The 14326-nt window shown below is 62.6% G+C and carries 14 protein-coding genes; 6 read left to right on the top strand and 8 right to left on the bottom strand.

The genetic code is table 11. The features are described 5' to 3' along the window. Window positions 1-7: 7 nt before the first annotated feature. From NA8A_RS01180 to NA8A_RS01160, 5 genes are read left to right on the top strand one after another with little or no spacing between them, the layout of a single operon-like run. The gene (locus tag NA8A_RS01180) at window positions 8-1267 is read left to right on the top strand and encodes an NAD(P)/FAD-dependent oxidoreductase (RefSeq protein WP_009449385.1); all 1260 of its coding nucleotides are present in this window, start codon (window positions 8-10) and stop codon (window positions 1265-1267) included. Between the two features lie 11 nt (window positions 1268-1278). After that, entirely contained in the window at window positions 1279-2280 is a 1002-nt protein-coding gene (locus tag NA8A_RS01175; protein WP_009449384.1) for a 4-hydroxyproline epimerase, read from the top strand. Between the two features lie 33 nt (window positions 2281-2313). Next, window positions 2314-3417 (top strand): cis-3-hydroxy-L-proline dehydratase, encoded by a 1104-nt coding sequence (locus NA8A_RS01170; protein ID WP_009449383.1) that lies wholly within the window; start codon window positions 2314-2316, stop codon window positions 3415-3417. Window positions 3418-3456: 39 nt separating this feature from the next. Further along, window positions 3457-4485: a trans-3-hydroxy-L-proline dehydratase gene (locus tag NA8A_RS01165; protein ID WP_009449382.1), complete on the top strand. Its 1029-nt coding sequence runs from the start codon at window positions 3457-3459 to the stop codon at window positions 4483-4485. 20 nt (window positions 4486-4505) lie between these two features. Next, window positions 4506-4811: a hypothetical protein gene (locus NA8A_RS01160; RefSeq protein WP_009449381.1), complete on the top strand. Its 306-nt coding sequence runs from the start codon at window positions 4506-4508 to the stop codon at window positions 4809-4811. A gap of 158 nt (window positions 4812-4969) precedes the next feature. On the opposite strand, the gene rpsU is transcribed toward NA8A_RS01160, so the two are convergent. From rpsU to cysG, 6 genes are all read right to left on the bottom strand, one after another. Then, window positions 4970-5197, bottom strand: a complete 228-nt coding sequence (gene rpsU, locus NA8A_RS01155) for a 30S ribosomal protein S21 (protein ID WP_009449380.1) — start codon at window positions 5195-5197, stop codon at window positions 4970-4972. A 358-nt stretch (window positions 5198-5555) separates the two neighbouring features. Then, the gene (locus NA8A_RS01150; protein ID WP_009449379.1) at window positions 5556-6077 is read right to left on the bottom strand and encodes a DUF934 domain-containing protein; all 522 of its coding nucleotides are present in this window, start codon (window positions 6075-6077) and stop codon (window positions 5556-5558) included. A 13-nt stretch (window positions 6078-6090) separates the two neighbouring features. Further along, window positions 6091-6855, bottom strand: coding sequence for a phosphoadenylyl-sulfate reductase (locus tag NA8A_RS01145; RefSeq protein WP_009449378.1), 765 nt, complete (start codon window positions 6853-6855; stop codon window positions 6091-6093). Then, window positions 6830-8500, bottom strand: coding sequence for a nitrite/sulfite reductase (locus NA8A_RS01140; RefSeq protein WP_009449377.1), 1671 nt, complete (start codon window positions 8498-8500; stop codon window positions 6830-6832). The genes NA8A_RS01145 and NA8A_RS01140 overlap by 26 nt, the downstream gene beginning before the upstream one ends. 23 nt (window positions 8501-8523) lie before the next feature. Next, a complete protein-coding gene (locus NA8A_RS01135) occupies window positions 8524-8832 on the bottom strand; it encodes a DUF2849 domain-containing protein (protein WP_009449376.1) in 309 nt (102 codons plus the stop codon). Beyond that, complete coding sequence (gene cysG / locus NA8A_RS01130) at window positions 8832-10259, bottom strand: siroheme synthase CysG (protein WP_040671489.1); 1428 nt, start codon at window positions 10257-10259, stop codon at window positions 8832-8834. Before cysG ends, NA8A_RS01135 begins: the two co-directional genes overlap by 1 nt. 218 nt (window positions 10260-10477) lie before the next feature. Between cysG and NA8A_RS01125 the strand changes: the two genes are divergently transcribed. Next, window positions 10478-10930: a host attachment family protein gene (locus NA8A_RS01125; RefSeq protein ID WP_009449374.1), complete on the top strand. Its 453-nt coding sequence runs from the start codon at window positions 10478-10480 to the stop codon at window positions 10928-10930. Window positions 10931-11079: 149 nt separating this feature from the next. On the opposite strand, the gene NA8A_RS01120 is transcribed toward NA8A_RS01125, so the two are convergent. Together NA8A_RS01120 and NA8A_RS01115 are read right to left on the bottom strand one after the other, a co-directional pair. Beyond that, window positions 11080-11820 carry an SDR family NAD(P)-dependent oxidoreductase gene (locus NA8A_RS01120; RefSeq protein WP_009449373.1) on the bottom strand — a complete coding sequence of 247 codons (741 nt, stop codon included), beginning with the start codon at window positions 11818-11820 and terminating at the stop codon, window positions 11080-11082. A gap of 108 nt (window positions 11821-11928) precedes the next feature. After that, window positions 11929-14253 (bottom strand): transglycosylase domain-containing protein, encoded by a 2325-nt coding sequence (locus NA8A_RS01115; protein ID WP_009449372.1) that lies wholly within the window; start codon window positions 14251-14253, stop codon window positions 11929-11931. Window positions 14254-14326: the final 73 nt, after the last annotated feature.

Raw genomic sequence — 14326 nt, 5'->3', positions numbered from 1 at the left:
TGCCCACATGAGCGCGACGCAGGAAGCGGAACTCCATGACGTCGCCATTGTCGGCGGCGGCATTATCGGCATCGCCACGGCGTTCCGTCTCGCCGCCTCAGGGCAGCGAGTGCTTTTGATCGAACGCGACATGCCAGCCAATGCCGCAAGCCGCGGCAATGCGGGCGCATTCGCGTTTCCGGCAATCCTGCCGCTCGCCTCTCCCGGCATCCTGTTCAAGGCGCCGAAATGGCTGCTTGATCCGCTCGGGCCACTTGCCATACCGCCTGCGGAATTTCCGGCCATGCTGCCGTGGCTGCTGCGCTTCCTGCGCGCCAGCATGCCCGACCGCATCGAGGCAAGCACCGCCGCGCAGGCCGCGCTCAACCGGCTGACCACGGAAGAAACGGCAAAGCTGACCAGGGAAGCCGGCATCGATCATCTGGTGCGGCGCGACGGCGCACTGGAGCTCTATGAAAGCGAGGCCGAGTGGCGCGCCTCTCTCGCAGCGTGGAAACGCTGCCAGGAAGCCGGCATCGAGGTCGAGCATGTGGATGGGGAGCGGCTGGGGGAGCTGCAACCCGGTCTTTCGCCGCGTCTCACAAAAGCGGTTTTCATGCCGCAATGGCAGACGGTGAGCGATCCACGCGACTATGCTCTGGCAGTACTGAAGGCCGCGCAGGACCGCGGCGTCGAGGTAATGACGGGGCATGTCGCGTCGCTTGGCGAGACCGCCCGCGGCGTGCGGCTGACGCTGGAGAACGGTCGCGAGATCGAGGCGCAGCACGCGGTTCTCGCCGCCGGACCCTGGTCGAAAACGCTTGCCGCCACGCTTGGCGATGCGCTGCCGGTGACGCCCGAGCGCGGCTACAACACCACGCTGCCACCCGGCGCATTCGATCTCAAACGGCAGCTCATCTTTGCTGCCCATGGCTTTGTCATCACCCCGCTGGAAACGGGTATCCGCGTCGGCGGCGCGTCGGAACTGGCGCGCTTCGATGCACCGGTGAATTTCAAGCGGTCGAAGCACATGCTCGACAAGGCGGCCGCCTTCCTGCCCGGCCTGAAACGCGAGGGTGGCGTGGAATGGATGGGCTCACGCCCTTCCATGCCCGATTCCCTGCCCGTGATCGGCCGTTCGCCACGCTCGCCGCGCGTCATCCATGCCTTCGGCCATGGGCATCTCGGTCTCACGCAATCGGCCGCCACGGCCAGGCTGGTCAGCGAGCTCATTCTGGGCGAAAACCCTTCCATAGACATCTCGCCCTTCCGGCCCGACCGGTTCTGAAAGGAAGCCCCATGGCGGTCAGCACCTTCACCTGTATCGATGGCCACACCTGCGGCAATCCGGTGCGCGTGGTGGCGGGCGGCGGCCCGCTTCTGAAGGGCGCGACCATGCTCGAAAAGCGGGCTCATTTTCTCGCCGAGTTCGACTGGATCCGCACCGGTCTGATGTTCGAGCCACGCGGCCACGACATGATGTCGGGCTCCATACTCTATCCGCCCACGCGCGAGGACTGCGATATCGGCATCCTCTTCATCGAAACGTCGGGCTGCCTGCCCATGTGCGGCCACGGCACGATCGGCACGATCACCATCGGCATCGAGAACGGCCTGATCCGGCCGCGCGAGCCGGGCGTGGTGAGGCTGGACACGCCGGCCGGCCTGGTTGTTGCGCAATACGAGCAGAACGCGCGGTTCGTCGAAAAGGTGCGGCTGACCAATGTTCCGGCCTTCCTGCACTCCACCGATCTGACGGCCGTCGTGGAGGGGCTGGGTGAGGTTACGGTGGACGTTGCCTATGGCGGCAATTTCTACGCCATCGTCGAGCCGCAGGAAGCCTTCTCCGACATGGCGGAGCATTCTGCGGGCGACCTGATCGGCTGGAGCCCGAAGCTGCGGGCGGCGCTGAACGAAAAGTATGAGTTTGTGCATCCCGAAAAGCCCGAAATTCGCGGCTTGAGTCACATTTTGTGGACGGGCCGGCCCACCAGGAATGACGCGCACGCGCGCAACGCCGTATTCTATGGCGACAAGGCCATCGACCGCTCACCCTGCGGCACCGGGACCTCCGCCCGGATGGCCCAATGGCACGCCAAGGGGCTCTTGAAAACGGGTGAGGATTTCGTGCACGAGAGCATCATCGGTTCGCTCTTCGAGGGGCGCGTGGAAGCGGAAACGGAAATTGCCGGACGACCTGCCATCATTCCGTCGGTTGCCGGCTGGGCGCGGGTAACGGGGTTCAATACCATCATCATCGACGACCGCGATCCCTATGCGCACGGTTTCACCGTGTCGTAGGTTGCCATCCTTACAATCGGAGAGGGGACCAGAATGAAGATCACCGCAGTCCATGCCTACCAGGTGGACCTTCCCCTCAAGGAAGGCCGCTATTCGTGGTCGAACGGCAATTTCGTTGAAGTGTTCGATTCCACAGTGGTGGCGATCGAAACCGATAGCGGGCTTACCGGCTATGCCGAATGCTGCCCGCTCGGTTCCGCCTATCTGCCGTCCTACGCACGCGGCGTTCGCGCGGGCATGGAGGAGATCGCGCCCAAGCTGATCGGCCTCGACCCCACCAATCTGGGCGCAATCAACCGGGCCATGGATGCCGCATTGAGAGGCCATCCCTATGTGAAGGCACCGCTCGACATCGCCTGCTGGGATCTTTTGGGCAAGGCCGCCAACCTGCCGCTGGTGACACTTCTGGGCGGCACAGCGCAGGACGAAGTGCGCCTTTACCGCGCCATCTCGCAGGAAGACCCTGAAACGATGGCGGCGAAAATCGCGAGCTACAAGGCCGAGGGCTACACCAAGTTTCAGCTCAAGGTCGGCGGCAATGCAGATGACGACATCGACCGCATTCGTGCCTGCCGCACCATTCTCGACGATACGGATATCCTTGTGGCCGATGCCAATACCGGCTGGACCCGGCATGAAGCGGCGCGGGTGGTCGACGCGGTATCGGACCTCGATGTCTATATCGAACAACCCTGCGCGACCTATGAGGAGTGCCTGTCGATCCGAAACCGCACCGCCAAGCCCTTCGTCATGGACGAGAACATTACCGGTCTCGACATGCTCGTTCGCGGTCTTGGCGACGACGCCTTCGACGTAATCAACCTGAAGATTTCGAAAGTCGGTGGCCTGACCAAGGCGCGCACCATGCGCGATGTCTGCGTGGCGCACGGCATTCCCATGACGATCGAAGACACATGGGGCGGCGATATCGTGACGGCGGCCATTGCGCATCTGGCGCAGGCGACGCCTTCGGACTTCGTTTTCTCTGCGACGGATTTCAATTCCTACGGAACGAAGACCATCGCGGCCAATGCACCGAAGCGCGACAATGGCGGCATGAAGACCCCAAGCGGGCCGGGTCTCGGGATCGAACCGGATTTTGACGTGCTTGGAAAGCCGGTGCTGTCGTTCAGGTAGAGCGGCCGTGAGATATCCACGGAGCAAAGGAGATCGCTCATGCGCTCGACCAAGGTCATCCACGTCGTGTCCTGTCACGCGGAAGGCGAAGTGGGCGATGTGATCGTGGGCGGCGTCGCGCCGCCGCCGGGCCAGACACTCTGGGAACAGCGCAACTTCATCGCCAGCGACCAGACCCTGCGCAACTTCCTGCTCAATGAGCCGCGCGGCGGTGTCTTCCGGCACGTGAACCTTCTCGTTCCACCGAAGAACCCGCATGCGGATATGGGGTTCATCATCATGGAACCCGAGGACACGCCGCCCATGTCGGGCTCCAATTCGATCTGCGTTGCCACCGTGCTGCTCGATACGGGCATCGTGGCCATGCAGGAGCCGGAGACCCACCTTGTTCTGGAAGCACCGGGCGGCCTCGTGGAGGTCACCGCCGAATGCCGGAACGGCAAGGCGGAGCGCATTCGCGTCACGAATGTCCCTTCCTTCGCCGACCGGCTTGATGCCTCTCTGGAAGTGCCGGGCCTCGGCACACTGACGGTGGACACGGCCTATGGCGGCGACAGCTTCGTGATTGCAGATGCCGCAGCCCTCGGTTTCGTAGTGAGGCCGGACGAGGCACGGGAACTGGCGGAGATCGGAGCCAGAATCACGGCCGCCGCCAATGAACAGCTCGGCTTCAGTCATCCCGAAAATCCCGAATGGGATCATATTTCCTTTTGCCAGCTTGCCCTCCCCCTACAGCGCAAGCAGGACATGCTCGTAGGGCGCAACACGGTGGTGATCAAACCGGCAAAGCTCGACCGCTCCCCCACCGGCACGGGATGCTCCGCGCGCATGGCCGTGCTTCACGCGCGCGGTCTCATGAAGATCGGCGACCATTTTACCGGCGTTTCAATTCTGGGTTCCAGATTTTCGTGCCGCATCACAAAGGAAACCAGCGTTGGGGGCCGCCCCGCGATCATCCCCGAGATTGCCGGGCGAGGCTGGGTGACGGGGACGCACCAGCTCATGCTGGACCCCGAGGACCCATGGCCGGAGGGCTACCGGCTGGCGGATACATGGTCCGGCATTTAAAATTTTAGGAAAATTTTACCATGCGGCGCGATCCTGAACGCTGCAGCCATAATGGTGGAACGATTTCCATCATGGAGTGTTTTCTAATCACGAACAGTATTCGTGAAGACGAGCAAAAGATTATGGCACATCAAGACGATAGACAGGAGCGGATGACCGGCGCGGTACGCGTTGACGTTGCACGCAACGTCAGGCAGCGTCTTGGGCGTCCAGAAAATGTCCGGACACTGCAGGCAATGCCGCAGTTCTCGGTGGAACAGGATTTGCCCGACGAGTTCAGCAATCTTCTGGGCAAGCTCGACAAGGCCGAGCGGCGGGCCGGATAGCGAAGTCCGCACACACAAACCGCCGCTGGACAACAACCGCCTATCAAGAAAAACGAGGACGGGGCTTTCGCCGCACCGTCCTCGTTTTTATCCAGCAAAACCGCCGGCAGAACATATCTGAACGCGCATTCGGCTGCGTCAGGAACGACGCCCGTCGCTTAAGCGGCGCGGCGCTTCTTGGGCAGAAGACCTTCGCGCTGAGCCTGCTTGCGGGCCAGCTTGCGTGCACGCCGGATAGCCTCAGCGCGCTGACGCGTGCGCTTCTCGGAAGGCTTCTCATACGAACGGCGCGCTTTCATTTCACGGAAAACACCTTCGCGCTGCATCTTCTTCTTGAGCACGCGGAGGGCCTGATCGACATTGTTGTCGCGGACAATAACCTGCAATGGACTTCCTTCTTCGGTTCGCGTTTCAAAGGTTGAGCATGGTCGATGCGTCGAAAGACGCGGGAGCAGCTCGCATTCGAACTTGATCGCATCAATGCAAGGGTCGGAAACAGCGCCGACGGCAGGGATGCTAGGTTGCGCCCATAACGGGGCGACTCAAGGGTGGTGCACCATAGCAAAAGAATCTCGGAATGCACCCCTTGCAGGTAAATATAGGTAGAAAAGTCGGGATTTCGAGTCAGGCTCGCGGTCTTGCCGCGTTGCCGAAGTGCGGGCAGAGACCTGAATGCAAGTCCGGTACGAAAAAGGGAAGCTGCCTGGCCTCCCTTTTTTGTAACGGATTTAGACCACAGTCCCTTCAGGCTGAAAGCCGCCGCCAGCCATAAGAACCCGGAGCGGCCGCGGGGCGGGCCGAGGGCTGGTAATGCAAGGGCAAGCCTGGCTTCTTGCCGCGTTCCAGAAGCGACAGCGTCCGCGGATTGGTGATTTCCAACGTGGAAAAGCCGACACGCAGCATGTGAGATATCTGATCGATCAGAACGTCGCCGGTCGCGCGCACCTCGCCGCGGTATCCGTGACGGGAACGCAGGAGTTCGGCCTTGGAATAGCTGCGCCCGTCATTGAATGCCGGAAAGGCCAGCGCCACGAGCGGAAGCTCCGGCAGGAACGGCAGGATGGTATCCAGCGCCTCACCGGGAGAGAGAAGCACACCGATATGCGCCACATTCTGCTTCAGTGTTTGCGCGTCCAGGGCGAGAAACGCTTCGAGAGGCAGTATGACGCGGCCGGCTCCGGACAGTGCGTCCGCATTGGCACCATGGCGCCAATCGCTGCCTTGCCAGCCTGTTTCAGTCCACACACGCGGTTCTGGAGTTGTCATAGGAAAATTCCTGTCAGGCGGATGGGGAAAGAACGGTCTCGAGACCGCCGAGATGAATACCGCACTCGGTCTTGGCTTTGCCGGACCAGCGGCCCGAACGCGGATCCTCTCCGGGCTGGACGGGCGTCGTGCAGGGAAAGCAGCCGATGGAAAGATAACCGAAGGCAACCAGGGGATTCTGGCGCAGGGCATGCTTTTCCATATAGGCAGCCTGGTCGTGCGTGGTCCAGCGCGCGAGAGGGTTGATCCTGATACGCGGTCCTACAGCCTCGAACACAGGCATCGCCGCGCGGGTCGATGCCTGGTTGCGCTTGCGCCCGGTGAACCACGCCCGATATGGCGCGACGGCGCGGGCCATGGGCTCGACCTTGCGGATCGCGCAGCAACGATCTGTATTGCTGCGATGCAGAACGCCATCGGGGTCATCTGCCGCGACGACTTCATCCCGTGGCTTTACGATCACGATGTTGGAAAGTCCCATATCCGCAGCTAACTGATCGCGGTAATCCAGGGTTTCCCCGAAATGCTGCCCCGTATCCAGAAACGCCACCGGCAAGGCCGGGTCCGCTTCGGCGACGATGTGCAGCAATGCGGCTGAATCCGCACCGAAAGAGGAGATCGCGGCAATGCCGCCTGCCTCGCGAAAAAGATCGACCGCCACGGCGACGATCTCACGCGCCGGCAGATGCCCGAAGCGCTCATTGAGCGCCGCGGCGAGCCTTTCAGCGTCTTTCCACTCGTCGGCTGCCAGATCAGGCAGCCCGTGCCTCGTGCCCATAAAGAGCCTCCTTGAACGGCGCTACACCCAGACGGCGATAGGCGGCGAAGAAAGTTTCCTCCTGTCCTTCGCGGTGGGAAAGATACGTTTCGACGATGGTTTCCACGGCTCCGGCAATCTCGTCCGGACCGAAACCACGGCCAATGATTTCTCCAATGGTGGAACCTTCGCGCGCCGAGCCGCCGAGCGTGACCTGATAGAGCTCCGCTCCCTTTTTCTCGACGCCGAGAATACCGATGTGACCTACATGATGATGCCCGCAAGCATTGATGCAGCCGGAGATTTTTATCTGCAGATCACCGATCGCTTCCTGCCGTTCAGGGGAAGCGAAACGCTGCGAAATCTCCTGCGCGACGGGGATCGAGCGGGCATTTGCAAGCGCGCAGTAATCAAGGCCGGGGCAGGCAATGATATCGGTCACAAGCCCGGCATTCGCCGTCGCAAGCCCGATTTCCACCAGCGCGGCATGAACCGCTGGAAGGTCTGCGCGCGCGACATGCGGCAGAATCAGGTTCTGCTCATGGCTGACGCGGATTTCGTCATTGCCGTAACGTTCCGCTATATCGGCAATCGCATCCATCTGATCGTCGCTCGCATCGCCCGGCACCTCGCCAATCCCCTTCAGTGAGACGGTTACACAGGCATAGTCGGGGTTGCGATGCGTGGTGGCATTGCGCGCCACCCAGCGGGCAAAGGCGGGGCTCTTCTGCACCGCGCCTGCCACGACTGCGTCACCTTCCGGCCTCGCTTTCAGGCGCGGTGGAGCAAAGTAGGCTTCGATGGCGCGGATATCCGCCTCGGGCAGTTTGAGTTCGCTTTCGCGAAGTGCCGCAAATTCCGTTTCCACCGCAGCCTTCAGCTCTTCCGTTCCCGTCTCATGGACGAGGATCTTGATGCGGGCCTTGTATTTGTTGTCGCGGCGACCGTTGAGATTATAGACCCGCAGGATAGCGGTAACGTAGGAGAGCAGGTCCTCCTCCGGCAGGAAGTCGCGGATCTTCTTTGCGATCATGGGTGTGCGGCCCAGGCCGCCGCCCACGAAAACCGCAAAGCCCAGCTCACCGTCTGCATTCTTCTTGAGATGCAGGCCGATGTCGTGAACCTCGATCGCAGCGCGGTCGCGTTCGGCGCCGGTAACGGCGATCTTGAACTTGCGCGGCAGGTAGGTGAACTCGGGATGCAGCGATGACCACTGACGCAGGATTTCCGCATAGGGGCGCGGGTCGGCGACCTCATCGGCCGCCGCGCCGGCAAAATGATCCGCCGTGACGTTGCGAATGCAGTTGCCCGACGTCTGGATGGCATGCATCTCAACCTCGGCCAGCTCTTCGAGAATGCGCGGAATATCCGTCAGCTTCGGCCAATGGAACTGGAGGTTCTGGCGCGTGGTGAAATGGCCATAGCCCTTGTCATAGGTGCGCGCGATATGGGCGAGCTTGCGCAGCTGGCGCGGAGAGAGCGTGCCATAGGGGATGGCGATGCGCAGCATATAGGCATGCAGCTGAAGATAGACGCCGTTCATCAGCCGCAGCGGCTTGAACTCGTCTTCAGTCAACTCGCCGGAAAGGCGGCGCTGCACCTGGTCCGTGAATTCCTCGACGCGGGCTTTCACGAAAGCGTGGTCGAACTCGTCATAGCGATACATGGTCTCGTCCCGGATATTGCCGCTCAGGCTGCACTGCGCGCGTTGAGGCGCGCCTGCTTGCCGAGGTCGGGATGGATGGAGGGGCCGCCGGCGCGGATGCGCTCGCGCAGACGCAACGGATGAATGCGGCCCTCGACTGTTTCAATGTCGACCAGCGTGACATCGATAACCTGGTTCGATGCCAGACCGCCCTTGCCTACTGCCAGAAGACGCTCCTCATCCTCCTTGTCGCGGGCCACATGCGCCGCATCGATGGACTCGACCCAGCAATCGCCGGCGCCAAGCCAGACGGTTTCGCCATCGGTCAGGCGGTTGGCGGCTAGGATCTTCATCAGGCACGCTCCAGTTGCTTTTCAAGGGTAGCCAGCGCTCCGGAGCGCTCGAAATTCGCACCGGCGACAGCGTCGCCGATCAGGGTCATGACCGGGCCCGTAAGCTCGCTGCGGCGGGCAAGAGACGGCAGATCAGCGAGCGTGCCATGGAGAAGCCTGCGGCCTTCCAGGCTCGCATTCTCCACGACGGCCACCGCTGTATCGGGCGAAAGCCCGGCATCGATCAGCCGGCCTGCGACATCGGCGGCGACGGAACGCCCCATGTAAACCGCCACGGTTGCGCCGGAGAGGGCAAGGCTTGCCCAATCGGGAAGCGTGTCGCCCTTCAGATCGTGGCCGGTGGTGAGGACGAGGGAGGATGCGACCCCACGCAAGGTCAATGGCAGCTCGAAATCGGCAGCGGCGGCGAAAGCTGCCGTCACGCCGGGAACCACCTCGTAGGAGATACCGGCTTCGCGCAGTGCGGCCATTTCCTCGCCGGCACGGCCGAAGATCAGCGGATCGCCCGATTTGAGACGCACGACGCGGCGGCCGTCACGGCCAAGCTCAACCAGAAGCGCATTGATCTCGGCCTGGGTCTTGGAATGGCAACCCTTGCGCTTGCCGACCCCGATGCGCTCGGCATCGCGGCGCCCCATGGCGATCACGGCGTCGGGCACCAGCGCATCGTGGACGATCACATCGGCTTCCATCAGCAGGCGCTGGGCGCGCAGCGTGAGAAGATCCTCGGCGCCCGGACCGGCGCCGACAAGCGCCACGTGGCCCGGCTGATCGTCGAGCGCGGCGAGGAGGGAGGATGCACTGCGGCGCGCTGCGGCAAGATCGCCACGCTCGGTGGCGCGCGCCGTTTCGCCGGTAAAGAAGGCTTTCCAGAAGCGGCGGCGCGGAAGGCCGCGCGGCACAAGCCTCTCCACGGCATCACGATACTGGGTGGCAAGCCCCGCCAACGCGCCAAGCGACGGCGAAAGCATGCGGTCGATGCGCGCGCGGACCATCTGCGCAAGCACAGGGCCTGCGCCCTCCGTGCCTATGGCAATCGCCAGCGGCGCGCGGTTCACGAGTGCGGGTGTGTAGAAATCGCACAAAGCGGGGCGGTCGACCGCATTGACCGGAATCCTGAGTGCATGCGCATCGGCGACAATGCGGGTATCGAGCGCCTCGTCATCCGTGGCGGCGAAAATGAGAGCTGCCTTCCCGATATAGCGCGCGTCATAAGGCGCATGGATCAGGCGGGCGGAATTTTCCGTAGCCCAGGCCGTCAATTCAGGCTCAGGAGCGTCGGCCACAATCACCAGATCGGCGCTCGACTGGCCGAGAAGGCGTGCCTTGGCCAAGGCTTCCGCACCGTTGCCGACAATCACCACGAACCGCCCTTCGACCCGCATGAAAACGGGGAATGCCGTTAATTTCGTACCGGATCTCGTCATGGTCTTCGGGCCTTGTGAACGATGCCCGGAATAATGACGGTTAAGCGCCCTGCACTGAAGAAATGCACCGGCCGGCCATGCGGGTGCGACAAGATTGCTTTTTCTCAGGCAGGCGTTCGGGAAGCAAATCCTTCCCCGCATCCCCATATCGAAAGTGTGGGAACGGGAAAGGCATAGCCTGCGTTTTCCCGGGGCTACACGCTAGAAGGAGAAGCGAAATGGCTGATTTCCGGCTTGTTCACGATGCATGGGTTGTCGTCGCAGACGGCGAAAAGGCACTGTTCCTGCGCAATGAGGGCGATGCGACCTATCCCAATCTCCAAGTCGTTCGCACCATGCATGAGGAAAACCCGCCGACCCGCGAGCAGGGCACTGACAGGCCTGGACGCAATGTGGACGGAACCACGCCGCATCGCAGCGCAATGGAGGATGCCGACTGGCACCGCATCGAGAAGGAACGCTTCGCTTCAGATATCGCAGACAGGCTCTACAAAATGGCCCATCGCGGCACGTTTGAACGCCTCGTTCTCGTCGCGCCTCCCCTGGTGCTGGGCGAGTTGCGCAAGGAAATACACAAGGAGGTCGAGGAGCGTGTAATCGGCGAAATCGCCAAGACGCTCACCAACCATCCCGTGGACCAGATCGAGAAAGCGTTGCTTCAGAACGCATGAGGGACTGACCCCGCTGTTCATCCCCTGCTGCTTGCGGGGAGAAGCGTCGCGGTAGGGGATGGGCAGGACGGTTCCCGCATGGATCCTCGGGCTTGACCCGAGGATCCATGACGAAATCGTCGGAGCGACAGGAGCCGAAGGGAACGCGGTCAGACGTGCTGACCGCCATTGATATGGATTTCGGCACCCGTCACGTAAGAGGACTGCCCCGAGCAGAGGAAGAAGATCGTATCGGCAACTTCGGAGGTCTGGCCGAGACGTCGCAGCGGGATGGCCTCCACCAGCTTGTCGGTTCCCGGCGAAAGGATCGAAGTCTCGATTTCGCCGGGGGCAATGGCATTGACGCGGATGCCATGCGGGCCGAAATCGGCCGCCATCTCGCGGGTCAACGCAACGAGTGCAGCCTTTGAGGTGGCATAGGCCGTGCCTGCGAACGGATGAACGCGGCTGCCGACGATGGACGTCACATTGACGATGGAGCCCTTGGCATTGCCAAGTTCCCGGAAGAGGCCTCGCGCCAGCATGATGGGCGCAAAGAAATTCACCTGAAAGACATCGCGCCAGACATGCATCGGCGTATCGATGGAGTTCATGCGCTTGCCGCCCTCTAGCTTGGGCGAGATGGCGGCGTTGTTCACCAGCGCGTCCAGACGCCCGCCATTGGCCTCGAGCCGATGGCGGATTTCGGCAATGGCAATGCCCACGTCTTCCTGATCGGATAAATCAACCTTGATGTGATCTTCAGGCCCCGCCGGCCAAGGGCAGTTTTCCGCGAAATCCTGCCGCGAACAGGTGATGACCCGCCACCCCTCACGGGAAAAGCGCTTCACTGTGGCGTGACCTATGCCTCGGCTGGCGCCGGTTAGAACCAGTGTCTTGCGCTCGTCCATCTCGCCTGGCCTTTCGCACTGCGCAGAAGAGAGGCTTCCCTTCGCGTTCCGGTTTCTATGTAGGCGAGCGCGGGCGGGAAAGCGATAGGCAAAAGCGGACCGTGAAAGTCAATTTCCCATGATCACGTCGAGAATCGATGTCGGGCGCTTCTGCTGCGCTCCTCCGACATCGCCCGGAGGAACCGGTCTGCGGATCGAGGCCGTGCGGTCGTCGCGGCCGACATTTGCGGCAGGGCGGGGCACATTTGCCGAAGGAACGGGCCGGCTGGACCGCGACACCGCGGGCGCAGGCGCTGCAGGGCGCTCAGCGGGGCGATTGCCAACCGCTGCCTGCGGCACCGGACGCGCGGGAGCGGAATCCCGCGACGCAATGCCGCCACCAATGCCATTCATGGGCGGCAGACGCGAGGGTGTTCCGCCCGATCCGCCCGGGCTCCAGGAACCCGGCAGCGGACGCACGGCCTTACCCTTCTCCGCTTCCTCCATGAATGCACGCCAGGCCGGAACAGGCAGATTGCTGCCCGTTGCCTTGGTGGCCTTGGCCGCGTCATTTCCGAACCAGACGCCGGTCACGAGGTCGGCGGTGTAGCCCACGAACCAGGCATCGCGCGACTGCTGCGTCGTTCCGGTCTTGCCGGCGGCAGGGCGGCCTATATCGGCGGCGCGCGCGCTACCGAAATCAATGGTTCCCTGCATCATCGAATTCATCATGCCGATGATCTCCGGGCTTGCCACCCGTGTCATGCGTGCCTTGCCATGGTCGTAAAGCACCTTGCCGGAAGTGGTGGTGACACGGCTGACGAAATAGACCTCGGGGCGCAGGCCACCGGTCGCGAAAGGCAGATAGGCGGCGGTCAGTTCCAGCGGCGTCACCTCCGAGGTGCCGAGCGCGATGGACGCGTTGGCGTTCAAATCGGATTCGATGCCCATGCGATGGGCAAGTTCGACCACCGTCTTGGGGCCTGCCTCCATGGCAAGCTGGGCGGCGACCGAATTCAGCGACCGGGCCAGCGCCTCGGAGAGCGTGACGGGGCCATGATATTTGCCCTTGTAGTTTTCCGGTTTCCAGTTGCCGATCTTGATCGGCGCGTCGTTGCGGATGCTGTCGGGCCTGCGGCCCTGCTCCAGAGCCGCCATGAAAACGAAGGGCTTGAACGCGGAGCCCGGTTGACGGCGCGCCTCGGAGGCGCGGTCGAACTGGCTGTTGGCGTAGTCATAACCACCCACCATGGCGCGAACCGCGCCGCCCGTATCGATGGAGACCAGCGCGCCCTGGCTTACGGAGAGCTTGCCGCCCTTCTCGTCGATCATCGCGCGAATTGTCTTTTCCGCCTGCTTTTGAAGACGCAGATCGACCGTCGTTTCCACCACCACGTCGGAGGCGATGTCGCCGCCGATCAGGCCGGGAAGCTCCTCCATGATGCGGTCGGCCACATAGTGTTCCGATCCCGTCCAATAGGCGGCGGCACGCGTTGCCGGCTGGCTCATGGCGGTGGTCATCTCGCCATCGCCGATCATGCCCTGGTCGCGCATGGCGGCAAGCACCACCTGGGCGCGGCTTTCGGCGGCCTGCGGATCGCGCGCGGGCGAAAGCCGCGACGGCGCCTTGAGAAGCCCCGCCAGAAGAGCCGCCTCCGACAGGCTGACATCGCGGGCGGACTTGTTGAAATAGCGCCGGGACGCCGCTTCCACGCCATAGGCGCCGGAACCGAAATAGACCCGGTTCAGATACATCTCCAGAATCTGGTCCTTGGAGTGCTTCTGCTCCAGCCAGAGTGCCAGCAGCACCTCCTGCACCTTGCGTTCGATGGTGCGGTCAGGCTTCAGGAACAAGTTCTTGGCAAGCTGCTGCGTGAGCGTGGAGCCGCCCTGGGTGAGACGGCCGGCCATCAGGTTTTCAGCCACCGCACGCCCCAGCCCCACCGGATCCACTCCGAAATGAGAATAGAACCGCCGGTCCTCGATGGCGATGACGGCCTCCGGAATAAAGGGCGACATTTCATGCAGGCCCACCGCCTCGCCGCCGGTCATGCCGCGATTGGCAATGAGCTTGTTGTCGGCGGAGACGATCTTCACATTCGGCGGGCGGTCGGGAATCTCCCAGCTGGTGGCCGCAGGCATCTTGGCACCATAATAAGCAACGACGCCAACCCCGGCGATGCCACACCATAGCGCGAGCACCAGAGACCAATAGACCGCGCCCCTCAGAAAACCGAACAGTCCGCCGCCGGAACCGCTGCCGCTCTTGCGGCGCACGGGCTTGCGACCAGTGGCCTTGCCCTTGCCGGTCGAGGCCTTGCTTTTGCCGGCTCGTCTTTGACGCGAGGGAACGACACGGTCGCTATCGCCAAGTCTCAGATCGCCCTTGCTCCCGCGCGCCTGCGGCGCGTCGAAAGTCGGCTCGATCCTGCCTTTTCGCGTATCACGCGCCATACCGTACCCTGCCCCGCAGACTCAAACACTCTTCACCCAGATCGGACGAAGAGTAAGAGCCAGCGGTTTAAGG

The organism is Nitratireductor indicus C115 (genome assembly GCF_000300515.1).
Classification (GTDB): Bacteria; Pseudomonadota; Alphaproteobacteria; order Rhizobiales; family Rhizobiaceae; genus Nitratireductor; species Nitratireductor indicus.
Note: the sequence above shows the minus strand (reverse complement) of the source record. Positions and strands in the feature narration are given on the sequence as shown.

Excerpts from the sequence above, each read along its gene's own strand:
- NA8A_RS01165 (WP_009449382.1), top strand. The coding sequence starts at position 3,457 with ATGCGCTCGACCAAGGTCATCCACGTCGTGTCCTGTCACGCGGAAGGC.
- NA8A_RS01135 (WP_009449376.1), bottom strand. The coding sequence starts at position 8,832 with ATGAAGATCCTAGCCGCCAACCGCCTGACCGATGGCGAAACCGTCTGG.
- NA8A_RS01175 (WP_009449384.1), top strand. The coding sequence starts at position 1,279 with ATGGCGGTCAGCACCTTCACCTGTATCGATGGCCACACCTGCGGCAAT.
- NA8A_RS01125 (WP_009449374.1), top strand. The coding sequence starts at position 10,478 with ATGGCTGATTTCCGGCTTGTTCACGATGCATGGGTTGTCGTCGCAGAC.
- NA8A_RS01140 (WP_009449377.1), bottom strand. The coding sequence starts at position 8,500 with ATGTATCGCTATGACGAGTTCGACCACGCTTTCGTGAAAGCCCGCGTC.
- NA8A_RS01120 (WP_009449373.1), bottom strand. The coding sequence starts at position 11,820 with ATGGACGAGCGCAAGACACTGGTTCTAACCGGCGCCAGCCGAGGCATA.
- cysG (WP_040671489.1), bottom strand. The coding sequence starts at position 10,259 with ATGACGAGATCCGGTACGAAATTAACGGCATTCCCCGTTTTCATGCGG.
- NA8A_RS01170 (WP_009449383.1), top strand. The coding sequence starts at position 2,314 with ATGAAGATCACCGCAGTCCATGCCTACCAGGTGGACCTTCCCCTCAAG.
- NA8A_RS01150 (WP_009449379.1), bottom strand. The coding sequence starts at position 6,077 with ATGACAACTCCAGAACCGCGTGTGTGGACTGAAACAGGCTGGCAAGGC.
- NA8A_RS01160 (WP_009449381.1), top strand. The coding sequence starts at position 4,506 with ATGCGGCGCGATCCTGAACGCTGCAGCCATAATGGTGGAACGATTTCC.
- NA8A_RS01115 (WP_009449372.1), bottom strand. The coding sequence starts at position 14,253 with ATGGCGCGTGATACGCGAAAAGGCAGGATCGAGCCGACTTTCGACGCG.
- NA8A_RS01145 (WP_009449378.1), bottom strand. The coding sequence starts at position 6,855 with ATGGGCACGAGGCACGGGCTGCCTGATCTGGCAGCCGACGAGTGGAAA.
- NA8A_RS01180 (WP_009449385.1), top strand. The coding sequence starts at position 8 with ATGAGCGCGACGCAGGAAGCGGAACTCCATGACGTCGCCATTGTCGGC.